This window comes from Pseudomonas khavaziana, assembly GCF_036704165.1.
Lineage (GTDB): Bacteria > Pseudomonadota > Gammaproteobacteria > Pseudomonadales > Pseudomonadaceae > Aquipseudomonas > Aquipseudomonas khavaziana.
Genome location: NZ_CP129946.1, coordinates 6252124 through 6277834 on the forward strand (window position 1 = coordinate 6252124; position 25711 = coordinate 6277834).

A 25711-nucleotide genomic window follows, 5' to 3' on the forward strand; every position below is an offset into this window, starting at 1 on the left:
TGGGTCTTGCTTTTACTCGCTGATAGCGGCTGCGTAACCGGCAGCGTCGAGCAGCTTGTCCAGCTCGGCCGGGTTGCTTGGCTTGAGCTTGAAGATCCACGCATCGTAGGGGGCAGAGTTCAACAGCTCCGGACTACCACCCAGCTCTTCGTTAACTGCAATCACTTCGCCAGCAACCGGCGAGTAGATATCCGACGCGGCCTTCACCGACTCAACCACACCCGCCTGGCCTTGGGCTTCAAAAGTAGCGCCGACCTCAGCCAGCTCAACAAACACCACATCACCCAAGGCTTCCTGTGCATGGTCAGAGATCCCGACGGTCACGGTGCCGTCGGCTTCCAGACGGGCCCATTCGTGACTTTCGGCAAAACGCAGGTCGGCAGGGATATTGCTCATAGTCTGTGTCCTCAAGAAGAAATGTCAGCGGCCTTCGGCCTGCCGGAAATAGTTAGATCAAGGTTTTGCCATGGCGCACGAAGGTCGGCTTGACCACTCGCACCGGGTACCACTTACCGCGGATTTCCACTTCGGCCCGGTCGGCAGTCGCCGTCGGCACACGCGCCAGGGCAATGGATTTGCTTAGCGTAGGCGAGAAACTACCACTGGTGATCTCTCCTTCGCCAACATTGGCGATACGAACCACCTGATGAGCCCGTAAAACCCCGCGCTCCTCCAGTACCAGCCCCACCAGCTTGAACTGCACACCAGCGGCTTTTTCCGCTTCCAGGGCGGCGCGGCCGATGAAGTTACGCCCGACGGGCTCCCAGGCAATGCTCCAGGCCATGTTGGCCGCCAGGGGCGAAACAGCCTGGTGGATATCCTGGCCGTACAGGTTCATGCCGGCTTCCAGGCGCAAGGTATCGCGCGCGCCAAGACCGATAGGAGAAATGCCGGCGCCCACCAGATCGTTGAAAAAACCCGGGGCCTGGTCGGCAGGCAGGACAATTTCCAGGCCATCCTCACCGGTGTAGCCAGTGCGAGCGATAAACCAGTCACCATCTGCCTGGCCTTCGAACGGCTTGAGCTGATGGATCAGGGTGCCACGGGACTGGGTTACCAGTTCAGCGATTTTCTGCCGGGCGTGGGGGCCCTGTATGGCGAGCATGGCCAACTCGGAGCGCTCATGCAGTTGCACTTGGTAACTGCCCAATTGCCCTTGCATCCAGGCCATGTCCTGATCGCGGGTGGCGGCGTTGACCACCAATCGGTACCCGCTTTCGGTGCGGTAGACGATCATGTCGTCCACCACCCCGCCCTGCTCGTTGAGCATGGCGCTGTACAACGCACGGCCACAGCCGTGCAATCGATCGACGTCATTGGCCAGCAGGTGCTGGAGCCATTCCTTGGCCTGAAGGCCGCTGACATCGATTACGGTCATATGAGATACATCGAAAACCCCGCAGTCGCGTCGCACCTGATGGTGTTCTTCAACTTGCGAGCCGTAATGCAAAGGCATATCCCAACCGCCAAAATCGACCATTTTCGCGCCGAGGGCGAGATGCAGGTCATACAGAGGCGTACGCTGTCCCATGGGTTTCTCCTTCCGGGCTTGGCGAAGGTGCGCAGAGCTGCCACCTGCGCCGAACACCTTGAATTACAAGGCCCACAGGCACATACAGCAGGTCGACCCGAAAGACGGAGCGCACCGAATGCCGCGCATTGTAGCCTCAAGCTGTAGGACTGGCACCTAACCGATTTGTCGGGCAGAGCGACGGATCAGCCCGATGACCGGCAACAACCCGACCAGCACCAGGGTCAGGGCCGGTAAGGAAGCCCGCGCCCATTCGCCTTCACTGGTCATCTCAAAGATGCGCACCGCCAGCGTGTCCCAGCCGAACGGGCGCATCAGCAGGGTTGCAGGCATTTCCTTGAGCACGTCGACGAATACCAGCAGCGCCGCGCTCAAGGTGCCCGGCAGCAATAACGGCAGATACACTTTGCAAAACAGTCGTGGGCCGCTCACCCCAAGGCTGCGTGCAGCTTCGGGCAGCGACGGGCGAATGCGCGCCAAGCTGTTTTCCAGCGGCCCGTACGCTACCGCCAGAAACCGCACCAGGTACGCCAACACCAGTGCAGACAGGCTGCCCAGCAGCAAGGGCTTGCCCGAACCGCCCAGCCAGCCGGAGAACGGCACCACCAGCTCACGGTCAAGGTAGCTGAACGCCAGCATGATCGACACCGCCAGCACCGAACCCGGCAAGGCATAGCCGACATTGGCCAGGCTGATGCCGGAGCGAATCGCCCGGGTCGGCGCCAGGCGGTTGGCAAAGGCCAGTACCAGCGCCACGCTGACGGTGATCAGCGCCGCAATACCGCCCAGGTAGAGGGTGTGGACGATCAGGCCGGTATAACGCTCATCCAGGTCGAAGCGCCCGCGCTGCCAGAACCAGGCCACCAGTTGCAGCATCGGGATCACAAATGCGCAGGCGAAGACCAGGCCACACCAAGCACTGGCCGCAGCCGCCTTGAGCCCGCGCAGGTGATACAACGCCTTGCCTCGTGGTCGCTCATTGCTCGGTCGGCTCGCCCCACGCGCGCGCCGTTCGCCATACAGCACCAGCATCACCACCAGCAGCAACAGGCTGGCCAGTTGCGCGGCACTGGAAAGGCTGAAAAAACCATACCAGGTCTTGTAGATGGCGGTGGTGAAGGTGTCGAAGTTGAATACCGAGACGGCGCCGAAATCCGCCAGGGTCTCCATCAAGGCCAAGGCCACGCCAGCACCAATCGCCGGGCGCGCCATCGGCAAGGCCACGCGCCAGAACGCTTGCCAGGGCGACTGCCCCAGCACCCGCGCCGCTTCCATCAAGCCCTTGCCCTGGGCCAGGAACGCCGTGCGCGCCAGCAGGTAGACGTAAGGGTAGAACACCAGCACCAACACGATGATCACGCCGCTGGTGGAGCGCACGCGTGGCAAACGCAGCCCGGCACCGAACCATTCGCGCAGCAGGGTTTGCACGGGCCCTGCGAAATCCAGCAGGCCTACGAACACAAAGGCCAGCACATAAGCCGGGATCGCAAAGGGCAGCATCAGCGCCCAATCGAGCCAGCGTCGCCCGGGGAATTCGCAGAGACTGGTCAGCCAGGCCAGGCTGACGCCCAACAGCGTCACGCCAAGACCGACGCCGAGCACCAGAGTCAAAGTGTTGCCCAGCAATCGAGGCATCTGGGTATCCCAGAGATGGGACCAGATCTGGTGGTCGATGCTTTGCCAGGACAGTAACAGCACGCTCAGCGGCAGCAGCACCAGGGCGGCGACGGTGAAGACCGGCAGGTACCAGCGGCGTTGGGCGGGGTGGGCCAAGGAGAGCTCTCTATGAACAGACTATTCGAAGACAAACACAAAACAACGTGGGAGGGGGCTTGCTCCCGATAGCGGAGTGCCAGTCAATGATGATTAGACTGATACCCCGCTATCGGGAGCAAGCCCCCTCCCAGATTTAGATCTGTGGCAATTTACACATTCAGTTCCAGCCGGCGCGATCCATCAGGCGAATGGCCTCTGCCTGACGCTTGCCCGCCACTTCCACCGGCAAGGTATCGGCCACGAACTTGCCCCAGCTCGCCACTTCCGCCGATGGCGGCACCGCCGGGTTGGCGGGGAACTCCTGGTTCACGTCGGCAAAGATTTTCTGCGCCTCAGGCGTAGTCATCCACTCCACCAGTGCCTTGGCCGCTTCCGGGTGCGGCGCGTGCTTGGTCAGGCCGATGCCCGACAGGTTCACATGCACACCACGGTCGCCCTGGTTCGGCCAGAACAGTTTCACCGCCAGGTCCGGCTTCTGCTTGTGCAGGCGGCCGTAGTAGTAGGTGTTGACGATACCCACGTCGCACTGCCCGGCGTTGATGGCTTCCAGCACGGCAATGTCATCGGAGAACACGTCGGTGGACAGGTTGTTGACCCAGCCCTTGACGATCTCTTCGGTCTTGGCCGCGCCATGGGTTTCGATCAACGTGGCGGTCAGCGACTGGTTGTAGACTTTCTTCGCCGTACGCAGGCACAGGCGGCCTTCCCACTGCTTGTCGGCCAGGGCTTCGTAGGTGGTCAGTTCGCCCGGTTTTACCCGGTCGGTGGAATAGGCAATCGTCCGCGCACGCAGGCTCAAACCGGTCCAGGCATGGGCCGATGAGCGATATTGCAGTGGAATATTCTTATCGATGACGGCGGAAGTGAAGGGTTGCAGGATGCCCATTTGCTCGGCCTGCCACAGGTTGCCGGCGTCGACGGTGAGCAGCAGATCGGCGGTGGCGTTCTCGCCTTCGGCCTTGATGCGCTGCATCAGCGGCGCTTCCTTGTCGGTGATGAACTTGACCTGCACGCCGGTCTTCTTGGTGTAGGCATCGAAAACCGGCTTGATCAGTTCGTCGATACGCGAGGAGTAGACCACCACTTCGTCGGCCGCCTGCACGGTGGTGCTGCCGATCAGGGTGAGTGCCAAGGCAGTCAGGAGGCGCTTGGGTGCCAACATGGGTGCGGTCTCTCTCATTTGCAAATTGAGAGCAAATGATAAGGACTCACATTTGGTAACGCTCGGCGGAGGCGTTACCAGATGTTGCACAGCCCGAATATGCGCGAGGGATGAGGGCCTCATCGGCGGCAAGCCCCCTCCCACAGGGGACTGTATTTCAATTCAGGGTTTAGCGAGCTCTGGTAGATCGCCAGTCAAACCTAGCGCCTGGCGCACAAACACCGCCTTGGCTTCGGGCATCTGGTCGACGATTTTCAAGCCGGCGTTACGCAACCAGCGCAGCGGCAGTTGATCAGCCTGGAACAGCCGCTCAAAGCCTTCCATCGCCGCCATCAACGCCAGGTTGTGCGGCATGCGCCGCCGCTCGTAACGGCTCAGCACCTTCACATCCGCCAGGCGCTCGCCGCGCTCGGTAGCCGCCAGCAACACTTCGGCCAGCACCGCCGCGTCGAGGAAGCCCAGGTTGACGCCCTGCCCTGCCAACGGGTGGATCACATGGGCCGCGTCGCCGATCAACGCCAGGCCCTCGGCCACATAGCGTTTGGCATGGCGCTGGCGCAACGGCACGCAGACGCGCGAGTCGGCGCTGACCACAGTGCCAAGGCGCCCCTCAAAGGCACGCTCCAGCTCCCGGCAGAAGCGCTCATCATCCAAGGCCATCAAGCGCTCGGATTCAGCCGGCGTGGTCGACCAGACAATCGAGCACCAATCTTCCTGCCCATCCCTTACCAGCGGCAGAAACGCCAGCGGCCCGGTATCGGTAAAGCGTTGCCAGGCCGTGCGCTGGTGCGGCTGGCTGCTGCGCACACTGGTGACGATGGCGTTATGCAGGTAATCCCACTCACGGGTCGGGGTGCCGGTCAGGCGGCGTACGGCGGAGTTGGCGCCATCGGCGGCCACCACCAGCGGCGCACGCAACTTGCGGCCGTCGGCCAGGGTCAGCAGCCAGTCATCGCCGGAGCGGCGCATCTGCTCAAGACGCGCACTGGCCAGCAGGCCGAGGTCGCAGTCGTGCAGGCGTTCCAGCAAGGCATCCTGCACCACACGGTTTTCGACGATATGCCCAAGCACATCGGCATGCACGCTGGCCGCCGAGAAGTGGATCTGCCCGGTGCCGCTGCCGTCCCACACCTGCATCTCGCCGTACGGGCTGGCGCGACGTGCGACGATGCCGTTCCACACGCCCAGACGCTCAAGGATGCGCTGGCTGGCAGCGGATAACGCGCTCACCCGCGGTTCAAACGCCACATCCGGCTCGAACGGTTTGACGCTCAACGGGCTGCCGTCGAGCAGCAGCACCTGCAGGCCACTGCCCTGCAACGCCAGCGCCAAGGCGCTCCCGACCATTCCGGCCCCGACAATCAGCACATCTGCGTGCATGTCCATGCTTTAAGCCTTGTCTCGTGTGCGGCACAGGCCGCCGATAAAGTAGTGGGCCGGTTCAAACATCGGCGCGCGTGCCCAAGCCCATGGCCTGGCGGGCGAACCAGCGTTTGGCCGGCGGCAACAGGTCCAGGCCCAGCAGGCCCAGGTTGCGACCCAGCGCCATCAACGGCTGGCCGCTGCCAAACAGGCGCGTGACCTGGTCGGAGAAACCCACGGTGAGTTGCTGGTCCAGGCGCTGGCGCTCGCGATAGCCTTGCAGGGTCGCCAGGTCGCCCGGTACGGCCGGCCCGGCCAGCAAGGCCTCGGCCAAGGCATTGGCATCGCGCAGGGACAGGTTGAAGCCCTGCCCGGCAATCGGGTGCAGGCTGTGCGCCGCATTGCCAAGCACCGCCAGGTGCGAGCGCACTTGCTCTTCGGCTTCCACCAGGGTCAGCGGGTACAGGTGACGGGCACCCACCTGCTTGAGGGTGCCCAGGCGATACCCGAACACACGCTGCAATTCGCTCAGGAAGCTGCGCTCGTCAAGGCTGGCCAGGCGCTGGGCGTCCATGCCGATGCGGGTCCAGACCAGCGCGCAACGGTTGTCCGGCAGCGGCAGCAAGGCCATCGGCCCTTCATCGGTAAAGCGCTCGAACGCTTCGCCATTGTGGGCTTCGCTCGGGGTGATGTTGGCGATCAGTGCGCTCTGGTTGTAGGGCCGGGTCTTCACGCCAATACCCAGTTGCTCACGCAAGCCGGAACGGCCGCCATCGGCCAGTACGGCCAGGTCGCACTCCAGCACGGTTTCATCGTTGAGGGTCAGGCGATAGCCATCGGGCAGCGGCTCCATGCGTGTGACTTCAGCCGGGCAGCGCCAGCTCACCACGTCCTTGTCCAGGCCTTGCCACAGGCATTGGCCGAGCCAGGCGTTTTCCACCACATAGCCCAGGGCCGGCACGCCCTCTTCGATGGCGGACAAACGTGCCGTGGAGAAGCGCCCACGGTCCGACACATGGATTTGCTTGATCGGCTCGGCGCGCCGAGAGATGGCCTGCCAAAGGCCCAGGCGCTGGTAAATCTGGCGAGCGCCAAACGACAGCGCCGAAGAGCGCGCATCGTAGCTCGGCTGGTAGCTGTCACCCGGCGCAAAGGGCTCGATCAACACAATCTTCCAGCCCCGTGCCTTGGCCCCGGCCTGCAACGCCAGGGCGAGGCTCGCGCCCACCAGGCCGCCGCCGATGATTGCCAGGTTGACCCGGCTCATCGGGCAGCCGCCATCAGCGCTTCGATCTCGGCAACGGTCTTGGGCACGCCGACAGTCAGGATTTCACAGCCTTGCTTGGTCACTATCACGTCGTCCTCGATGCGTACGCCAATGCCACGCCATTTCTTTGCCACGTTCTGGTTATCCGGGGAAATATAGATGCCCGGCTCGACGGTCAAGGCCATGCCGACTTCCAGCACCCGCCATTCACCGCCGACCTTGTACTCGCCCACATCATGCACATCCATGCCCAGCCAGTGGCCGGCACGGTGCATGTAGAAAGCGCGATAGGCCTCGCTGGCGATCAGCTCGTCAACGTCACCTTGCAGCAGCCCCAACTCTACCAGCCCGGCGGTGATGACCTGCACGGTCGCCTCGTGGGCCTGGTTCCAATGTTTGTTCGGCGCGATCTGCTTGAAAGCGGCTTCCTGAGAGGCCAGCACAATCTCGTAGATCGCCTTCTGCTCAGGCGAAAACTTGCCGTTGACCGGCCAGGTGCGGGTGATGTCACTGGCGTAGCAGTCGATCTCGCAACCGGCGTCGATCAGCACCAGGTCGCCGTCCTTGAGCAGCGCGTCATTCTGCTGGTAATGCAGGATGCAGCTGTTACGTCCGGCGGCAACGATGGAGCCATAGGCCGGCATTTTCGCGCCGCCCTTACGGAACTCGTAGTCAAGCTCAGCTTCCAGGCTGAACTCATGCAGCCCGGCACGGCTGGCCTGCATTGCCTTAACGTGGGCGGCGCAGGAAATCCGTGCTGCTTCGCGCATCACCTTCACTTCTGCCGCCGATTTATACAGGCGCATATCGTGGAGCAGATGATCCAGGGCAACGAATTCGTTCGGTGGCTGGGCGCCCAGGTGCGCTTTGGAACGGATCACGTTGATCCACTCCATCACATGCCGGTCGAACTCGGCATTGCTGCCCATGGCCGAGTACACACGATCGCGACCTTCGATCAGGCCGGGCAGGATGTCGTCGATATCGGTAATAGGGAATGCGTCGTCAGCGCCAAAGTTGCGGATCGCGCCTTCAGTGCCGGCGCGCAGGCCGTCCCACAGCTCGCGCTCGGCGTTGCGCTCACGGCAGAACAACACGTATTCGCCGTGTTGGCGACCGGGCATCAGCACGATCACCGCTTCGGGTTCGGGGAAACCGCTCAGGTACTGGAAGTCGCTGTCCTGGCGGTACACATGCTCGACATCACGGTTGCGGATGGCCACGGCGGCGGCCGGCAGGATCGCGATGCTGTTGGGTTCCATCTGCGCCATGAGCGCCTTGCGGCGACGGGTGTATTCCGCTTTGGGGATATGAATCATGGGCAGATGGGCTTCCTTTCTTAGTGCAACGACGGCTTGGCCGCGACCGGTTCAGCGGACTTTCGGGTCTCGGTGAACAGCAGCAACGGCGCGACGCGCAGGTATTCCATGACTTCCATATAGTCGCCTTCGCCGTCTTCGGACTCTTCCAGGGCATCTTGCACCTGGGAGATAGCTGCCAGGTCCTGCAGCACTTCCTTGGCATCGGTGCTCAGCTCCAGGCCGCCGGCGTTAACGCCGAAACCGTGGAGGAAACCCTGGCACCACTGGCCCAGGGCGGCGGCGCGCTCGGTGAGAGGGGCGTCGTCGGTCGGCAGCAACAGGACTACGGTGACGTCGTCACCGGTCAGCTCGCCCTTGACCATCTCTTGCAAGCCAATCAACGCGTTGCGCACGTTTTCGTTGGGTTCGGTTTCCAACAGCTCGGCCACGTCGGCCAGCCAGTTGTCGGCATCAAAGCCCACGCCGGTGCAACTGCGGCCCAACAGCACGCCGTGCAGTTCGGCAGGCGAGCATGGGTGACCGCTGGTGCTCAGCAGTTTGGAAAAAGCGTCGTACGGGGAATTCTGAATGGGCATGGTGAGCTAGGCGCCAGACGGCGCAATGTCTAGAATGGAGCGCAGTATCCTAGCACCGGCAGACGCACCAAGACTATCGAGGGCGTCAGATCGTTTATCCTGCAGTTGCCATTCATCAGACAAATCCAGTGGAACCCAATGGAAGACACCGACCTGCAAGCGCTGATGGCCAGACTCGAACTGCTAATTGATCGGGTCGAGCAACTAAAGAGTCAAAACGGACTCCTATTAGCTCAGGAAAAGACCTGGCGCGAGGAACGCGCTCACCTCATTGAAAAAAACGAAATCGCCCGGCGTAAGGTCGAATCGATGATTTCGCGCCTGAAGGCCCTGGAGCAAGACTCATGAGTTCAAGCAATAGCGTAACCGTGCAGATCCTCGACAAAGAATATTCGATCATCTGCCCCCAGGAAGAACGCAGCAACCTGGTGAGTGCTGCCCGTTACCTGGACGGCAAGATGCGTGAAATCCGCAGCAGCGGCAAAGTCATCGGCGCCGACCGCATCGCCGTGATGGCCGCACTGAATATCACCCACGACCTGCTGCATAAGCAGGAGCGCCCTGACGTACAGGCCAGCGGATCGACCCGCGAGCAGGTACGCGACCTGCTGGAGCGCGTGGATCTGGTGCTTTCTACCGATTCAGACACACCCAAGGGCTGATTGCCGAGCCTGTTTAAGGTATACTCGCGTCACTCCCTGGCGTGTTTGCCAGTCGGCGATGTCCCTGAGCCGATTCGCACTACCCTGGAAGTTGCACGTTGGGCTGGTGTGCATGTCCGCTAGACGGAAAGCCTTAAAGCCTACTGCTTCTTCCACCTTGAACTTTCGGGTTCAAGGGCTAAGTCGACAGCGGCTCTGTCGGGGAGCCTGAATTTCCAAACTCAATGCCAGTCCCAGGACTGGCATTGTTTTATGAGCCGAAAACCATGACCGAACCTGCGCCGCTTTCCCGTCCGCAACTTCGACGCATGTTGCGCAAGGCCCGCCGCGCCCTCACACCGAGCGAGCAGCGCCAGGCCGCCCTTGGGGTGTATCGGCAACTGGCACAGCACCCCCTGTTTCGCCGGGCCAAACATATTTCCTTATATCTACCGACAGACGGTGAAATCGATCCGCGCCTGCTGCTGCGTGCGGCCCAGCGCCGGGGCAGGGCCACCTATCTGCCGGTACTCAGCGCCTGGCCGCGCACCAAGATGGTGTTCCAGCGCGTGCGGCCTGGGGAAAAGTTGTTGCCCAACCGCTTTGGCATTCTTGAGCCACGGGTCAATGCCCATCGCCAACGCCAGGTCTGGGCGCTGGATTTGGTGCTGTTGCCGCTGGTGGGCTTCGATGATATGGGCGGGCGCCTGGGCATGGGCGGCGGGTTCTACGACCGCAGCCTGGCCTACCTGGCTCGCCGCCAAAGCTGGCGCAAGCCGACGCTGCTGGGGCTGGCCCACGAATGCCAGAAAGTCGGGCGACTGGCGCAGGCAAGCTGGGATGTGCCGTTGGCAGGAACGGTGACCGATAAGCGGTGGTATGTCGCAGAAACGCCGCTGGAAACAGCGGCGCCTTAGTGGATGCTTCGAGTTAACGCTTGAACGGTTGTGGCTGCTGCTGAGCCAGTTCAACCGGTGCATCGGTCTTGTTCGACCACAGGCTCTGGGCATAACCGGTGGTCACGACGCCCAGACCAAACAAAATAACCAAAATCCATAGTAAATCCGGTTTACGTTGCATCGATTGCCCCCCTTCAGGCACCTCGTACACGATGACAACAACGTTCCAAAGTAGTCCGTTGCAGCTGCGTCAAGCCTAAAAGCGCGCATTCTGCGGCAACGTGAACCAACACGCAAACCTTGACGCCAACCGACTGTCGGTTTGTCATGCAATTGCCCGACAACTTGCCCAATGCCTTTTTCAGGAGCACAAAAATGGCCTACTGGCTGATGAAATCCGAGCCCGACGAACTCTCCATCAACGGCCTGGAAACCCTCGGCCAGGCGCGCTGGGATGGAGTGCGTAACTATCAGGCGCGCAACTTTCTGCGGGCGATGGCCGTGGGCGATGAATTTTTCTTCTATCACTCCAGTTGCCCGCAGCCCGGTATTGCAGGTATCGGCAAAATCATCGAGGCCGCCTACCCGGACCCCACTGCCCTGGAACCGGACAGCCCTTATTTCGACGCCAAGGCCAGCGCAGAGAAAAACCCGTGGAGCGCGATCACCGTGGCCCACGTCAAGTCCTTCCCCAAGGTGCTGAGCCTGGGCGATTTGAAGCAGCAAACCGCCCTTGCCGAAATGCCGCTGGTGCAGAAAGGCAGCCGGCTTTCGGTCATGGCGGTTACGCCTGAACAGTGGGCGGCCGTCCTTCATCTGCTTTAACTGACCGATATCAAGACCCTCACGGGGTAAACCCGTCACACTGGGACGCTAACGCCGCAGGATGCAGCCATGTCTACGAACCACCGTACCTCCCGTCTTTTCGCCATCGCCCTGATCGTCCTGCTGCTGGGGGCCGGGGCCTTTGGTTACTGGCGCTCGACCCAGGACCGCCTGCCCGAAGGCTTGAGCATGGGTAACGGACGGCTGGAGTCCACCGAAGTGCAGATCGCCGCCAAGATCCCGGGGCGACTGGCCGAAGTGCGCGTGGATGAAGGCGACACAGTGCTCAAGGGCCAGCTGCTGGCGCGCATGGACACTCGCACCCTGCAAGCCCAGCGCGCCCAGGCCGAAGCCGAGGTGTTGCGCGCCAAGGAAAACTTCGCCGCCGCCGAAGCCAACGTGCAGTTGCGCCAAAGCGAGCAGCTGCTGGCCAGTCAGGAACTCAAGCGTACCCAGGAGCTGTACCGGCGCGGCTTTGCCAGCAGCCAATTGATCGACCAGCAGCAAGCACGCCAGAACACCGGCAATGCGGCGGTGATCGCCGCCCAGGCCCAGGTCAACGCGGTGAAGGCCGCCATCGGCGCAGCCCAGGCTCAGGTCGCCCAGCTCACCAGCGAAATCGACGACAGCAGCCTGCGTGCGCCCATCGACGGCATCATCCAGTTGCGCCTGGCAGAGCCAGGTGAAGTGCTCGGTGCGGGTGGGCGCGTGTTGCTGCTGATCGACCCCAGTGACCAGTACATGAACCTCTACCTGCCCGCCTCCGTGACCGGTCGCCTGACCGTCGGCAGTGAAGCGCGCATTCTGCTCGACGCCCTGCCCCTGCAGGCGCTGCCGGCCAAAATCAGTTTTGTCGCGGCCAAATCCCAGTTCACCCCCAAGGAAGTGGAAACCCGCGATGAGCGGCAGAAACTGGTGTTCCGTGTCAAATTGCACCTGACTCAACCCAGTGCCGTCCCACAAGCCAAGCCGGGCATGCCTGGCGCGGGCTATGTGCGCACAGCCGATATCGACTGGCCGGCCAACCTGCAATGAGCGGCCTGGCGCTGCACGCCACGGGGATCAATCATCGCTACGGCAAGCAACAGGCACTGCTCGACATTGCCTTCAGCCTGCCAGCCGGCACCCGCTGCGGGTTGATCGGCCCGGACGGCGCCGGCAAGTCGAGCCTGCTGGGGTTGATCGCAGGGGTGAAAAAACTGCAGGACGGCCAGTTACAGGTGCTCGGCGGTTCCATTCAAGACCGTCGCCACCGTAACAGCCTGTACCCGCGCATCGCCTTTATGCCCCAGGGTCTGGGCGGTAACCTGTACCCCGAGTTGTCCATCAGCGAAAACATCCGTTTCTTCGCCACCTTGTTTGGCCTGTCGAAAGCCGATTGCGACCAGCGCATGCACAACCTGTTGCTCGCCACCGACCTCGCACGCTTTGCCGAGCGCCCGGCGGGCAAGCTCTCTGGGGGTATGAAACAGAAGCTCGGCCTGTGCTGCGCGCTGATCCATGATCCGGACCTGTTGATCCTCGACGAGCCCACCACTGGCGTCGACCCGCTGTCACGCCGGCGTTTCTGGGAGCTGGTCGACAGCGTACGCAGTGAGCGCCCGCAACTGACGCTGCTGGTGGCCACCGCTTACATGGAAGAGGCCGAACAGTTCGATCATTGCCTGATGCTCGACCGTGGCAAGTTGATCGCCGACGGGCTGAGCCGCGAACTGGCGGCGATCACGCCCAGCGGCAAGCTGGATGAAGCCTTTACTCACTTCCAGGGCGACAGCGCCCACGACAACCAACCACTGGTGATTCCACCACGCACGGGCGGCAACATCGATATCGCCATCCAGGCCCACGACCTGACGCTGCGCTTTGGCGATTTCACCGCAGTAAACAAGGTCAGCTTTGCCATTGGCCGCGGCGAGATCTTCGGCTTCCTTGGTTCCAACGGCTGCGGCAAGACCACCACCATGAAAGTCCTGACCGGCCTGATGCCGGCCACCGAGGGCAGTGCAATCCTGCTGGGCAAACCGGTGGACGCCAAGGACCTGGCCACCCGCAAGCGCGTAGGCTTCATGTCGCAGAGCTTCTCGCTGTATGGCGAGCTGAGCGTGCGTCAGAACCTGGTGCTGCATGCGCAACTGTTCGACCTGCCCAAGGCCGAAAGTGGCCCGCGTATTGATGAACTGATCCAACGCTTCGACCTCGGCGGAGTCGCCGAGCAGCCCTCCGGCGAGTTGCCCCTTGGCCTGCGCCAGCGTTTGTCCTTGGCGGTTGCGGTGCTGCATCGCCCGGAAGTGTTGATCCTCGATGAGCCCACCTCGGGCGTCGACCCGGCAGCGCGGGATGATTTCTGGCGGTTGTTGATCGAGTTGTCGCGGGAACAAGGTGTGACCATCTTCCTGTCCACTCACTTTATGAACGAAGCCCAGCGCTGCGACCGCATCTCCTTGATGCATGCCGGCAAGGTGTTGGCCTGCGACACACCCGAGGCGCTGCAACGGCAGTTCCACGGCGACACCCTGGAAGCGGCTTTCGTCACCTGCCTGGAACAGGCCCAGGGTGAGGCCGAACCCGCCGCCCCCGGTGTAACCGTCAACGATACCCACGCGCCCCCCGTGAGCAAGCGCGGTTTCAGCCTGGCGCGCTGGTTGGCTGTGGCCAGCCGCGAAGGCAAGGAGTTGCTGCGCGACAGGGTACGTATGGCTTTCGCCTTGCTCGGGGCGATGTTCATGATGGTGATCTTCGGCTACGGCATTTCCCTGGATGTGGAAAACCTCGCCTTCGCCGTCTACGACCAGGACCAGACTCCGCAAAGCCGCGCCTACCTGGAAGCATTTCGCAGTTCACGCTATTTCGCCGAGCAAGCCCCCATCCGCGACGCCAACGAATTGCACCGGCGCCTGCAACGCTCGGAAATCAAACTGGCCTTGGAAATTCCACCGGGTTTTGGCCGCGACCTGTACGCCGGGCGCCAACCGATCGTGGCTGCATGGATCGATGGCGGCATGCCGTTTCGCGCCGAAACCAGCCGTAACTACGTCGAAGCGGTACACCAAGGCAATCTCCAGCAGTTGGCCGAATTGAGCAGCCTGCCGCGCAGCACACAAGCCGCGGTCAAGCTGGAAACACGCTTTCGCTATAACCAAGACGTGGTCAGCGTGAACGCTATCGGTCCGGGCGTAATGGCGCTGATCCTGGCATTTATTCCGGCGATGCTCACCGCCCTGGGCATCGTGCGCGAAAAAGAGCTGGGCTCGATCACCAATTTCTACGCCACGCCGCTGACGCGTCTGGAGTTCCTGCTGGGCAAACAGGCGCCCTACCTGGCCATCAGCCTGGTCAACCTGGCGCTGCTGGTGGCGATGAACCGCTGGTTGTTCGGTGTACCGTTTAAAGGCAACGGCTTGACCCTGGCCTTCGGTGGCCTGTTGTACGTGCTGGCGACCACGAGCATGGGCCTGTTGATCTCGGCATTCACCCGCACCCAGATCGCGGCGATCCTCGGCACCATGATCATCACCAGCCTGCCGACCATCCAGTTTTCCGGGCTGATCGTGCCGCGCTCCTCCCTGGAAGGCGCGGCAGCACTGATGGGCATGCTGTTCCCCGCCGGGCACTTTCTGGATATTGCGGTGGGCACCTTCACCAAGGCTCTGGACCTGCGCCAGTTATGGCCGCAGTGCCTGGCGTTGTTCGGGTTTTTCGTCGGTTTTACCGGGCTGAGCCTGGTGATGCTCAAGAAGCAGGAGGCCTGATGCACAAGCTCGCCCATATCCTGCGCCTTGGGCTCAAGGAACTCACCAGCCTGCGCCACGACAGCGTGTTACTGCTGTTTCTGTTCTACGCCTTCACCGTGGCGATCTACATGCCCGCCGCCGGCTCGGTGATTGGCGTGCACAACGCCAGCGTGGCCTTTGTCGATGAAGACCACAGCGCGCTCTCACGGCAAATGGCTGAGGCCCTGCAGCCACCAGAATTCCAGGCGCCGGCGCCACTGGCCTACGACCAACTGGACAAGGTCATGGACAGCGGCCAATACACCTTCGTCGTCAATGTGCCGGCGAATTTCCAGGCCGACCTTTTAGCGGGGCGCCAGCCGGGCGTGCAGGTGAACGTCGATGCCACGGCAATGAGCCAGGCCTTCATGGGCGCCGGTTACATCGGGCGGATTTTCCAACGCGAACTGCTGACCTACAGCGGCCAGGCCGACGCTGCCGGCAAAGCCCCGGCCCGGCTGACCACACGGGCGCTGTTCAATACCAACCTGGAAGGTGGCTGGTTCCTGGCGGTGATCCAGATCGTCAACAACATCACCATCCTCGCCATCGTGCTGACCGGCACCGCCCTGCTGCGCGAACGCGAACACGGCACCCTCGATCACCTGCTGGTGCTGCCCCTGACCGCGCTGGAGATCATGCTGGCAAAAATCTGGAGCAATATGCTGGTGGTGGTGTTGTGTACGTGGCTATCCCTGGAACTGGTGGTCATAGGCTTGCTCGGCGTGCCGTTGGCCGGCTCCATGAGCCTATTCCTGTTGGTGACGGCGCTGTATCTGTTTGCGAGCACCGCGCTGGGGATCTTCCTCGCTACCCTCGCCCGTTCGACGCCGCAGTTCGGCCTGCTGGCGATCCCGGTGATCATCCCGATGCTGTTGCTCTCTGGCGGCAGTACGCCGCTGGATAGCATGCCCGAGTGGTTGCAGTGGGTGATGCAGGGCTCGCCGTCGACGCACTTTGTGAGCTTGAGTGCGGCGATTCTATTCAGGGATGCGGGGCTGAGCGTGGTGTGGCCGGATTTGCTCGCGCTGGCGGCGATTGGCTTGGTGTTTTTTGCGGTGGCGTTGGCGCGGTTTCGCAAAAGCCTGGCTTCCTGAGGCGCCTGGCAGGACCTCTTCGCGAGCAGGCCCGCTCCCACATTGATCGCATTTCTCAGGTCGAACTCGATCAAATGTGGGAGCGGGCTTGCTCGCGAATGGCGCGAAGCGCCGGCCTTACTGGATGATCAGGTTGTTGAAGAGCAGGTCTTCAACCACGGGCTTGCCGGTTTCATCGTTCATCACTTGCTGGGTTTGTTTCAGGGCTTCCTGGCGCAGTTTTTCCTTGCCTTCGACCGTACTCATGGCCTCGCTGGTCTGCTGGGTGAACAGCGCCACCAGTTGGTTACGAATCAGTGGATCGTTGGCTTTGACCGCGGCGGCTGCTTCGGTGCCGGTCACGCGCAGGGCGATGTCGGCCTTGTACACCTTGAGTTTCGCGGTGCCATCCAGGCCGTAATTGCCTACAAACGGCGGCGTCAGGCTGATATAGCTGACCTTGGGCGCCTCGCCTTCTTTGGCTTCCTCGGCTTGGGCTGCCATCGGCAACGTCAGGGCCAGCATCAACAGGATCCACGCTTTCACAGTTCATTCCTCGAATTCGGTTGCCCAGTAGCATAACGCTAGCAAGGCTGAGCACAAGCTTATGGCGGCTTATCAGGCCCGGGCATGCTCGTTGACCCGCGGGCGTACCCTCCTACACTTATCGGCCACGACGCCAAAAGGAATAGTCCGATGAAAGCTGTGCTGTGCAAAGCCTTCGGCCCCGCCGAAACCCTGGTGCTGGAAGAAATCGCGAGCCCTGCGATCAAGAAGAACGAGATCCTGCTGGACGTGCACGCGGCCGGGGTGAATTTCCCGGACACCCTGATCATCGAGGGCAAGTACCAGTTCAAGCCGCCCTTTCCATTCTCACCCGGTGGCGAGGCGGCGGGCGTGGTCCGTGAAGTGGGCGAGAAAGTCAGCCACCTGAAAGTCGGTGACCGCGTGATGGCGTTGACAGGCTGGGGCAGCTTCGCCGAGCAGGTCGCAGTGCCCGGCTATAACGTGCTGCCGATCCCGCCAAGCATGGACTTCAACACCGCTGCCGCCTTCAGCATGACCTACGGCACCTCGATGCACGCGCTCAAACAGCGCGCCAACCTGCAACCCGGCGAAACCCTGCTGGTGCTTGGCGCCTCCGGCGGGGTGGGCCTGGCCGCCGTGGAAATCGGCAAAGCCATGGGCGCCCGGGTGATCGCCGCCGCCAGCAGCGCCGACAAACTCGCGGTGGCCAAGGCGGCCGGCGCCGATGAGCTGATCAACTACAGCGAAGCCAGCCTCAAGGACGAGGTCAAGCGCCTGACTGACGGCAATGGCGCCGATGTGATCTACGACCCGGTGGGTGGCGACCTGTTCGACCAAGCCGTTCGCGCCATCGCCTGGAACGGCCGGCTGCTGGTGGTGGGGTTTGCCAGCGGACGCATTCCTGAACTGCCGGTGAACCTGGCGTTGCTCAAGGGCGCAGCGGTGGTCGGGGTATTCTGGGGCTCGTTTGCCCAGCGCCAACCGCAGGATAATGCGGCGAACTTTCAGCAGTTGTTTGGGTGGTATGCCGAGGGCAGGTTGAAGCCGTTGGTGTCGCAGGTGTATCCGCTGGAACAGGCAGCACAGGCGATCAATGATCTGGGGCAGCGCAAGGCGGTGGGAAAGGTTGTCGTACAAACCCGCTGACAGATTTGAAATGCGGTCCATGTGGGAGGGGGCTTGCTCCCGATAGCAGGCGGTCAGTGAGTACATTAGTGACTGAGCCACCGCTATCGGGAGCAAGCCCCCTCCCACAGTTTGATCCTCAGTGTTAAAGAGAACTGATCACGACCCACACTTATCCATTAGCGACATGTTCGTAAAAGAACATGCAATTGCTCCCGTTTCCTGTGTTTGCAGATAAGAGGCGATGCTATTTTCGGTAACGAAACTGTAACATTCGCATCCGCAGTCAAAACAAGAAATTTGGAGCTCTTGAATGTTTGCTTTCTTTCGTCCTGCCGCACACCAGGCGCCCCTGCCTGAAGAAAAAATAGACAGTACCTATCGACGACTGCGCTGGCAGATCTTCGCCGGTATTTTCTTCGGCTACGCCGGCTATTACCTGCTGCGCAAAAACTTCTCCCTGGCCATGCCCTACTTGATCGACGAGGGTTACACCCGTGGTGAACTGGGTCTGGCGATGTCGGCGATCGCGATTGCCTACGGCTTGTCCAAGTTCCTCATGGGCCTGGTCTCCGACCGCTCCAACCCACGCTACTTCCTGCCCTTCGGCCTGCTGGTTTCAGCGGGTGTGATGTTCATTTTCGGTTTCGCACCTTGGGCAACGTCCAGCGTGACGATGATGTTCATCCTGCTGTTCATCAACGGCTGGGCCCAGGGCATGGGCTGGCCGCCGAGCGGACGAACCATGGTGCACTGGTGGTCGCAGAAAGAACGCGGCGGCGTAGTGTCGGTATGGAACGTGGCGCACAACGTCGGCGGCGGCCTGATCGGCCCGCTGTTCCTGCTGGGCATGGCGTGGTTCAACGACTGGCATGCGGCGTTTTACGTGCCGGCTACGGTGGCCTTGGCGGTGGCGGCGTTTGCCTTCATCACCATGCGCGACACCCCGCAATCGGTGGGCCTGCCACCGATTGAGCAGTACAAGAACGACTATCCGGAAGGCTACGACGCCAGCCACGAAGACGAATTCAGCGCCAAGGAAATTTTCGTCAAGTACGTGCTGCGCAACAAAATGCTTTGGTACATCGCCTTCGCCAACGTGTTCGTCTACCTGTTGCGCTACGGCGTACTGGACTGGGCGCCGACCTACTTGAAAGAAGCCAAACACTTCACGGTCGATAAATCGTCCTGGGCGTATTTCTTCTACGAGTGGGCAGGTATCCCGGGCACGCTGTTGTGCGGCTGGATGTCGGACAAGATCTTCCGTGGCAACCGTGGCCTGACAGGCATCGTGTTCATGGCCCTGGTGACCGTGGCGACTCTGGTTTACTGGCTCAACCCGCCGGGCAACCCGATGATCGACATGATCGCGCTGTTCTCCATCGGTTTCCTGATCTACGGCCCGGTAATGCTGATCGGCCTGCAGGCGCTGGAACTGGCACCGAAAAAAGCCGCCGGCACCGCAGCGGGCTTCACCGGTTTGTTCGGTTACCTGGGTGGTTCGGTGGCAGCCAGTGCGGCCATGGGCTACACGGTGGACCATTTCGGCTGGGACGGTGGGTTCGTGTTGCTGGTCGGTGCCTGCGTACTGGCGATCGCGTTCCTGATCCCCACGCTGTGGCACACCAACAGCGTCAGCTCGGCGCGTTAAGCACCCGGGCAATCCTTGGTACAACGCTTGAGCCGCGCCTCCAGGTTCTTATCTGGCATGGCGTGGCTACGCAGGGCGTTCACGGTCTGCTCGACATAATCGCGAGTGGTGCCGTAACGCCCGCAAGCGCTTTGCAGCACGTGATTGAGCACAATATCGGGCAAGTTGCCGGCATAGCTGGGCAAGTGCCGCTCCAACACAAACCCCAACGCCTGCACGGTACTGCCATCTTGCAATCGGCAGCTGAGCCAGTGTGGCCGATAAGAAGGGTAAGGCATCTCGCGCTGCCACAAGGCGTACAGCGAGGCCTCCAACTGGTCCTCCGGCAAGCGGTAGGCAAATCCGCTGCACGAACCGCCGCGATCCAACCCAAAGACCAACCCCGGCAGCTCCGGCGTACCGCGATGCTCGTGTGACCACAAATACAGGCCACGGTGATAACCGTGAACCCGTGCACGCACCCGCTCGGTCGACGAGCACTCAGGGCGCCAGATCAGCGAACCATAGGCAAACAGCCACACCGGCCCACCCTTGTGCCGGGCCATAGTGGCCTGCATTGAGCTCATTAATTGTTCGTGAGTGAGTTGCGGCCCAAGATCGAGCCGTGGAGGGTAAGCCAACTGCAAAAGATCGGTTTCAATGGCGGTCATGGCGAAAAGCGGTGCGCCTCCTGTGTGTTACCAGTTGTAAGCGACTTTACCGTAATAAAACGCGCCGCTGTAACCGTACGGCGAAAAAGTGCTATAGGCCAGATTGCCGCCGCGCCAATACGGCGCCCAACTCATCGGGGCCGGTGCTGCGTAGCGTTTCACCGGTGATCACGTCTATAGGCGACAGCGAAGCCCTGGCCATGCGCCCGTTGTCATATAGCTTAAAGGCATTCATCAGACAGAATAAATACCTTAAAAGAATATACAAAAGCATAAGCGCACCCGCCCATTCGTCAGGATCTATACCGGTAATTTCGGTAGTTTCAGCCCCGGTTCAGCCTGGGCACGCGCGAAGCAGTCAAAATAGCGCACAGATTACGACCCACTTAGCCGCTCATCACATCGACTATCGAGGTCGCTCCATGAAGACATTCCGCTTGCCTGGCCTGCTGTTCCTGGCCCAGGCCACCACTGCACTGGCTATCGAAACCCCACCTGCCAATGATGACAAAGGCTTCTGGTATGCCCAGACCAGTGTCTACACCCGGCACTTCGCACCCGACCCGGAGCACAATAACAAGCAGGATTTGATCGGCCTGGAACGCAACGAGGCGTCGGGCCTGGTGTATGGCGGGGTGACCTTTCGCAACTCGTTCCGCCAGCGCTCGTACTACGCCTACGCGGGCAAGCGCTATGACATGGCCGACTACCCGGTGTATGCGAAATTAACCGGCGGGCTGCTCCAGGGCTATCGCGGCGAGTATCGCGACAAGATTCCGTTGAACCGATTCGGCGTGGCGCCGGTGATCATACCTTCCGTGGGCACCCACTATGGGCCGGTGGCAGCAGAGCTGGTGCTGCTGGGGTTCAATGCAGCGATGGTGACCACGGGGGTGCGATTTTAAGGGCGGGACGCAGAGCGTCCAGGATGCATTCCCACGCAGAGCGCGGGAACGAGCAGGGTCAAGGCCGTGGTGCGTAGGCGAACACATCGGCGCGCATGCGGTGCGCATCCATGCCGGCGTTGACCAGTGCGTCCAGGGTGCCGTAGATCATCGCCGGTGAACCGCTGGCGTAGACATGCACGCTGTTGAGGTCGGCAATGTCCTCGCATACCGCTTCATGCAGCAAACCACAGCGCCCTTCCCAGCCACACAGGTCGCTGACCACCTTGTGCAGGAACAGGTTGGGCAATTGCTGCCATTGCTCCCAATGCTCGATCTGGTAGAAATCTTCCGGGCGACGCACGCCCCAGTAAAGGTGCACCGGGTGCTTGAAGCCGGAAGCGCGGCAGTGCTCGATCAGGCTGTGCATCTGCGCCATGCCGGTACCGGCGGCCATCAGCACCAGCGGCCCGTCCGGTAACTCCGCCAGGTGGGTGTCACCGAACGGCAGTTCCACACGGGCCATCTGGTTGCGCTGCAATTGTTCAATGAGGTTGCGTGCGCTGTCCTCGCGGGCCAGTACATGCAGCTCCAACTCGCGTCCGGCGTGAGGCGCCGACGCCAGGGAAAACGCCGATTTCTCGCCATTCTCGCGCTCGATCATCAGGTATTGCCCAGCGTGGTAACGCACTGCCTTGCCAGCCGGGGCCCGCAGGCGTACACGCCACACATCGCCTCCGACGTCTATGCATTCAATCAATTGGCACGACAATTTGCGCAACGGCAACTCTCCCGGCGCCAGTACCCCATCCCACAACACAACGCAGTCCTCCAAGGGTTCGGCAATACAGGTGAAAAACTCACCATGATCACGCACCTCGCCGGCTTGGCGTACCCGCCCTTCCACCAGCAACGCCGCACACACATGGCATACACCATTGCGGCAGGCTTGGGGGCACTCATAGCCCAGGCGACGTGCGCCGTCGAGGATTCGCTCGCCAGGGTCCAGCTCCAGCACAGCGCCGGAAGGTTGCAGGGTTACACGCATCAATCTATTCCCAATTCTTTCCAGATCGCATCGACACGCGCCGTGACGGCTTCATCCTTGACGATCACCCGACCCCACTCGCGAGTGGTCTCACCCGGCCACTTGTGGGTGGCATCCAGGCCCATCTTCGAGCCCAGCCCCGAGACCGGCGAGGCGAAGTCGAGGTAGTCGATCGGCGTGTTATCGATCATCACCGTGTCGCGCTTGGGGTCCATGCGCGTGGTGATGGCCCAGATCACGTCGTTCCAGTCCCGGGCATTGATGTCGTCGTCAGTGACGATAACGAACTTGGTGTACATGAACTGTCGCAAAAACGACCACACACCCAGCATGACCCGCTTGGCATGTCCCGGGTACGACTTCTTCATGGTCACGATCGCCATGCGGTACGAGCACCCTTCCGGCGGCAGGTAGAAGTCGGTGATTTCGGGGAATTGCTTTTGCAGGATCGGCACGAACACTTCGTTGAGCGCCACGCCGAGGATGGCCGGCTCATCCGGCGGACGGCCCGTGTAGGTACTGTGGTAGATCGGCTTGATCCGATGGGTGATGCGCTCGACGGTAAACACCGGGAAGCTATCGACTTCGTTGTAGTAGCCGGTGTGATCGCCGTAAGGGCCTTCATCGGCCATCTCGCCTGGGTGAATCACGCCCTCGAGGATGATTTCGGCGGTGGCCGGCACTTGCAGGTCGTTACCGCGGCACTTGACCAATTCGGTGCGGTTACCGCGCAGCAAACCGGCGAAGGCGTATTCGGACAGGCTGTCGGGCACAGGCGTCACGGCGCCGAGGATGGTGGCCGGATCGGCACCCAAAGCGACTGAAACCGGAAATGGCTGGCCGGGATGCTTCTCGCACCACTCACGGAAGTCGAGAGCGCCGCCACGATGGCTCAGCCAGCGCATGATCACCTTGTTACGGCCGATGACTTGCTGACGGTAGATGCCGAGGTTCTGGCGGTCCTTGTTCGGGCCCTTGGTGACGGTCAGGCCCCACGTGATCAGCGGCCCAACGTCGCCGGGCCAGCAGGTCTGCACCGGGAGCATGGCCAGGTCGACATCATCGCCCTCGATGACCACTTCCTGGCATACCGCGTCCTTGACCACCTTGGGGGCCATGGCAATGATCTTGCGAAAGATCGGCAGCTTCGACCAGGCGTCCTTCAAGCCCTTGGGCGGCTCGGGCTCCTTGAGAAAGGCCAGCAACTTGCCGATCTCGCGCAGTTCGCTGACCGACTCGGCGCCCATGCCAAAGGCCACACGCTCGGGGGTGCCGAACAGGTTGCCCAGTACCGGAATATCAAAGCCAGTCGGTTTTTCGAACAACAGCGCCGGGCCCTTGCTGCGCAAGGTGCGGTCGCAAATCTCAGTCATTTCCAGCACCGGAGAAATCGGCATCTGGATACGTTTCAACTCTCCGCGCTGCTCAAGTTGCTGCACGAAATCCCGAAGATCCTTGAATTTCATTAAACATGCCACCCGTAAAATAGGCGTACATCCTACCTGCTCTGAGAACGACTGGCAGCTTAATTGGCCGTCAGCCCTCGTGATTGCAAGGAACTGAACAATGGCTCCAGGAAGGCTTCGATGTACCGGGCACCAACGTCTGACAGATGGTTATCGTCGGTATACAACGCTCGACCATTGAGTTCGACCCGGCACAAACCATCGGCGCCGCACAGCAGGGGCGCAGGGTCCAGCACCTTGACACCGCTGTCGCCCGCCGCCAGTTCGTCAAACAACTGCGTGATAAAGGCCTGGCGCTTCACATGCTCGGCGACGACGAGCCCTTCACGGTCCACTGGCCGGTTCATCATCGCCAGGCGGCTCAGACGATAAGGCACGATGATCTCCTGCAGCGGCACTTCCTTGACCAGCCATACCTGATGCCCGGCAGCACGCAAACTCTGGATGCGTTCGCGCAGGCCCTGGGCAAAACGTTGTTCGGCGACGGCGCGTACATATTGACCCGTACCGGGGTCCTTGAGCGCATGCTCCTTGTCACCCGACATTTGCCCATAGACGTACAAACTCCAACGGGCCGCCAATACCACGTCGCTGAACGTCTGCTCGGCCATGGCCTTCTCGACGCGCTGATTGAAGTGCGCGCACCGGGCAATATTCTCCAGGCCATCCAGCGGGATACAGCCGGCAAAACTGGCTTCTACCAGGCTGATATCGTGGCGATCAGCACCCACTTTGAGTGCGGGTATCAGCGCAGTGGCGTGACTGTCGCCCCATACCAGCGCTGAAACAGATTGGCTTTTCGGACCGAAATGGCAGAACAGCCGATCATCGGGGGTGTCTTTGTCAGCCATGCACGCCAGCAGGTCCGGGCTCCACTTCTTGGCCTGGGCAAAACGCAATGCCTGTTCGGACAAACGCGAAGGCACGCCGTCAGCTTCGCGTATCGCCAAGCCGGTAAAGCCAAGCCCCAGAATGCCTACCAAGGCTGACGCCAGAATCGCCTTGCGTCCTGCCAGCAAGCGTTTTTCTCGGAACGGCGTTTCCACGAAGCGCCAGGACAGATAACCCAGCACCAGCGAAAATAACATCAGCCCAGCCAGTTCTAAGGCGCTCAAGCCATCCACTGCGGCATAGTTGGCATACACGAATACAGGCCAGTGCCAGAGGTACCAGGAATAGGAAATCAGCCCGATACCTACCATTACTCGCGTACTTAACAACCGCCCTACCCAGGTGTGCTGCTGGCCGTTGGCCCAGATCAAGCCGACGACTCCCAGCACAGGCAATAGAGCGGTTGCGCCGGGAAACGGCGTTTTCGCGTCATAACCCAGTACAGCGATCAGAATCAGCGCCATGGAAGCCAGGCTGACTCCTTGTGCCAAAGCGGGCGAAGCGCGCCACTCATGCTTGGGCAACACCGCCAGCATCGCGCCGGCCAACAATTCCCAGGCCCGCAGATGCAGCAGGAAGAAGGCTTTTTGCGGCTCATGCTCAACCGCCCAGACGCTCATGCCGAAAGACCCGAGCAACACCGCGAACAGCGCCAGGCGCCAGTGTTTCAGGCGGCTGGATAGCAACGCCAGCAACAGCGGGAAGAAAATATAAAACTGCTCTTCTACCGCCAGCGACCAGGTATGCAGCAAGGGCTTGATGTCTGAAGACACATCGAAATAGCCATGCTGACGCGAGAACAGCAAGTTGGAGGTAAAGGTCACCTGATAGTGTGCTGACCGCCCCAGCTCCTCATAGTCCTTGGGCGCCAACAGAAACCAACCCACTGCCAGTGTCGCGGCGATCATCACAAACAGCGCGGGCAAGATACGCCGGGCGCGACGAGCCCAGAAGTCGATGAAACTGAAGCGGCCAGCTTGGCGCTCCCGCCAGATAATTGACGTAATTAGAAAGCCGGAAATGACGAAGAACACATCAACGCCAACAAAACCGCCAGTAATGCCAGGAACGCCAAAATGAAATAACACGACTGCGAGGACAGCGATGGCACGCAGGCCGTCGATGTCTCTGCGGTAAGCAAGAGTGGTCATAAGAATGTGATCAGTCTGTGACGAAAGGAGTTAGCGTAGTCACGCGTCAATTTTTGTTACTTAACGGATACTTATGCCACAAATGCCGCAGAATCTCGACGCATAAAAAAA

The 25711-nt window shown here is 61.2% G+C and carries 24 protein-coding genes and 1 other RNA gene; 11 read left to right on the plus strand and 14 right to left on the minus strand.

Annotation, left to right across the window (positions count from 1 at the left end; all coding sequences use genetic code 11):
* Positions 1-12 precede the first annotated feature (12 nt).
* The 8 genes from gcvH to QYQ93_RS28060 form a co-directional block, all read right to left on the minus strand.
* Positions 13-396 carry a glycine cleavage system protein GcvH gene (gcvH, locus tag QYQ93_RS28025; RefSeq protein WP_217880805.1) on the minus strand — a complete coding sequence of 128 codons (384 nt, stop codon included), beginning with the start codon at positions 394-396 and terminating at the stop codon, positions 13-15.
* Between the two features lie 52 nt (positions 397-448).
* The gene (gene gcvT / locus QYQ93_RS28030) at positions 449-1531 is read right to left on the minus strand and encodes a glycine cleavage system aminomethyltransferase GcvT (RefSeq protein ID WP_043046963.1); all 1083 of its coding nucleotides are present in this window, start codon (positions 1529-1531) and stop codon (positions 449-451) included.
* A gap of 156 nt (positions 1532-1687) precedes the next feature.
* Positions 1688-3304, minus strand: coding sequence for an iron ABC transporter permease (locus QYQ93_RS28035; RefSeq protein WP_338475950.1), 1617 nt, complete (start codon positions 3302-3304; stop codon positions 1688-1690).
* 160 nt (positions 3305-3464) lie between these two features.
* Positions 3465-4469: an extracellular solute-binding protein gene (locus QYQ93_RS28040; RefSeq protein ID WP_043046961.1), complete on the minus strand. Its 1005-nt coding sequence runs from the start codon at positions 4467-4469 to the stop codon at positions 3465-3467.
* 162 nt (positions 4470-4631) lie between these two features.
* Positions 4632-5849, minus strand: a complete 1218-nt coding sequence (locus QYQ93_RS28045; RefSeq protein WP_338477299.1) for a 2-octaprenyl-3-methyl-6-methoxy-1,4-benzoquinol hydroxylase — start codon at positions 5847-5849, stop codon at positions 4632-4634.
* A 61-nt stretch (positions 5850-5910) separates the two neighbouring features.
* A complete protein-coding gene (ubiH, locus tag QYQ93_RS28050; RefSeq protein ID WP_338475951.1) occupies positions 5911-7098 on the minus strand; it encodes a 2-octaprenyl-6-methoxyphenyl hydroxylase in 1188 nt (395 codons plus the stop codon).
* Entirely contained in the window at positions 7095-8417 is a 1323-nt protein-coding gene (gene pepP, locus QYQ93_RS28055) for a Xaa-Pro aminopeptidase (RefSeq protein ID WP_338475952.1), read from the minus strand. Before pepP ends, ubiH begins: the two co-directional genes overlap by 4 nt.
* Before the next feature lie 20 nt (positions 8418-8437).
* On the minus strand, positions 8438-8995 hold the full coding sequence (locus QYQ93_RS28060; RefSeq protein WP_043046957.1) for a YecA family protein: 558 nt from the start codon (positions 8993-8995) through the stop codon (positions 8438-8440).
* Between the two features lie 138 nt (positions 8996-9133).
* Between QYQ93_RS28060 and QYQ93_RS28065 the strand changes: the two genes are divergently transcribed.
* From QYQ93_RS28065 to QYQ93_RS28080, 4 genes are all read left to right on the plus strand, one after another.
* Entirely contained in the window at positions 9134-9343 is a 210-nt protein-coding gene (locus tag QYQ93_RS28065) for a TIGR02449 family protein (RefSeq protein WP_003177365.1), read from the plus strand.
* Positions 9340-9657, plus strand: a complete 318-nt coding sequence (locus QYQ93_RS28070; protein WP_034116333.1) for a cell division protein ZapA — start codon at positions 9340-9342, stop codon at positions 9655-9657. Before QYQ93_RS28065 ends, QYQ93_RS28070 begins: the two co-directional genes overlap by 4 nt.
* Before the next feature lie 30 nt (positions 9658-9687).
* Positions 9688-9866: non-coding RNA, 6S RNA (gene ssrS / locus QYQ93_RS28075), on the plus strand.
* A 57-nt stretch (positions 9867-9923) separates the two neighbouring features.
* Positions 9924-10553, plus strand: coding sequence for a 5-formyltetrahydrofolate cyclo-ligase (locus QYQ93_RS28080; RefSeq protein WP_338475953.1), 630 nt, complete (start codon positions 9924-9926; stop codon positions 10551-10553).
* A gap of 13 nt (positions 10554-10566) precedes the next feature.
* Here the strand turns inward: QYQ93_RS28080 and QYQ93_RS28085 are convergent, their stop codons facing one another.
* Positions 10567-10716, minus strand: a complete 150-nt coding sequence (locus QYQ93_RS28085; protein WP_010207387.1) for a hypothetical protein — start codon at positions 10714-10716, stop codon at positions 10567-10569.
* Positions 10717-10910: 194 nt separating this feature from the next.
* Between QYQ93_RS28085 and QYQ93_RS28090 the strand changes: the two genes are divergently transcribed.
* From QYQ93_RS28090 to QYQ93_RS28105, 4 genes are all read left to right on the plus strand, one after another.
* The gene (locus QYQ93_RS28090; RefSeq protein WP_338475955.1) at positions 10911-11360 is read left to right on the plus strand and encodes an EVE domain-containing protein; all 450 of its coding nucleotides are present in this window, start codon (positions 10911-10913) and stop codon (positions 11358-11360) included.
* 69 nt (positions 11361-11429) lie between these two features.
* The gene (locus tag QYQ93_RS28095; protein WP_043046954.1) at positions 11430-12395 is read left to right on the plus strand and encodes an HlyD family secretion protein; all 966 of its coding nucleotides are present in this window, start codon (positions 11430-11432) and stop codon (positions 12393-12395) included.
* Complete coding sequence (gene rbbA / locus QYQ93_RS28100; protein WP_338475956.1) at positions 12392-15109, plus strand: ribosome-associated ATPase/putative transporter RbbA; 2718 nt, start codon at positions 12392-12394, stop codon at positions 15107-15109. The genes QYQ93_RS28095 and rbbA overlap by 4 nt, the downstream gene beginning before the upstream one ends.
* On the plus strand, positions 15109-16227 hold the full coding sequence (locus QYQ93_RS28105) for an ABC transporter permease (protein WP_338475957.1): 1119 nt from the start codon (positions 15109-15111) through the stop codon (positions 16225-16227). The genes rbbA and QYQ93_RS28105 overlap by 1 nt, the downstream gene beginning before the upstream one ends.
* A gap of 117 nt (positions 16228-16344) precedes the next feature.
* Here QYQ93_RS28105 and QYQ93_RS28110 read toward each other — a convergent pair whose 3' ends face one another.
* On the minus strand, positions 16345-16752 hold the full coding sequence (locus QYQ93_RS28110) for a flagellar basal body-associated protein FliL (protein WP_043046951.1): 408 nt from the start codon (positions 16750-16752) through the stop codon (positions 16345-16347).
* A 150-nt stretch (positions 16753-16902) separates the two neighbouring features.
* Here QYQ93_RS28110 and QYQ93_RS28115 point away from each other — a divergent pair, with 150 nt between their 5' ends.
* Both QYQ93_RS28115 and glpT read left to right on the plus strand, forming a co-directional pair.
* Entirely contained in the window at positions 16903-17880 is a 978-nt protein-coding gene (locus QYQ93_RS28115; protein WP_338475958.1) for an NADPH:quinone oxidoreductase family protein, read from the plus strand.
* 292 nt (positions 17881-18172) lie between these two features.
* Positions 18173-19510, plus strand: a complete 1338-nt coding sequence (gene glpT / locus QYQ93_RS28120) for a glycerol-3-phosphate transporter (RefSeq protein WP_043046949.1) — start codon at positions 18173-18175, stop codon at positions 19508-19510.
* On the opposite strand, the gene QYQ93_RS28125 is transcribed toward glpT, so the two are convergent.
* A complete protein-coding gene (locus tag QYQ93_RS28125) occupies positions 19507-20160 on the minus strand; it encodes a gamma-glutamylcyclotransferase (protein WP_338475960.1) in 654 nt (217 codons plus the stop codon). The two genes, glpT and QYQ93_RS28125, sit on opposite strands and share 4 nt — an antisense overlap.
* Before the next feature lie 422 nt (positions 20161-20582).
* Between QYQ93_RS28125 and QYQ93_RS28130 the strand changes: the two genes are divergently transcribed.
* Positions 20583-21065 (plus strand): sn-glycerol-3-phosphate transporter, encoded by a 483-nt coding sequence (locus QYQ93_RS28130; RefSeq protein WP_043046947.1) that lies wholly within the window; start codon positions 20583-20585, stop codon positions 21063-21065.
* Between the two features lie 58 nt (positions 21066-21123).
* On the opposite strand, the gene QYQ93_RS28135 is transcribed toward QYQ93_RS28130, so the two are convergent.
* The 3 genes from QYQ93_RS28135 to QYQ93_RS28145 are packed head-to-tail and all read right to left on the minus strand — an operon-like array spanning position 21124 to position 25600.
* Complete coding sequence (locus tag QYQ93_RS28135) at positions 21124-22092, minus strand: CDP-6-deoxy-delta-3,4-glucoseen reductase (RefSeq protein WP_338475962.1); 969 nt, start codon at positions 22090-22092, stop codon at positions 21124-21126.
* Positions 22092-23558 carry a 4-hydroxy-3-polyprenylbenzoate decarboxylase gene (gene ubiD, locus QYQ93_RS28140; protein ID WP_057022754.1) on the minus strand — a complete coding sequence of 489 codons (1467 nt, stop codon included), beginning with the start codon at positions 23556-23558 and terminating at the stop codon, positions 22092-22094. Before ubiD ends, QYQ93_RS28135 begins: the two co-directional genes overlap by 1 nt.
* A 59-nt stretch (positions 23559-23617) precedes the next feature.
* Positions 23618-25600 (minus strand): acyltransferase family protein, encoded by a 1983-nt coding sequence (locus QYQ93_RS28145; protein ID WP_043046944.1) that lies wholly within the window; start codon positions 25598-25600, stop codon positions 23618-23620.
* Positions 25601-25711 lie beyond the last annotated feature (111 nt).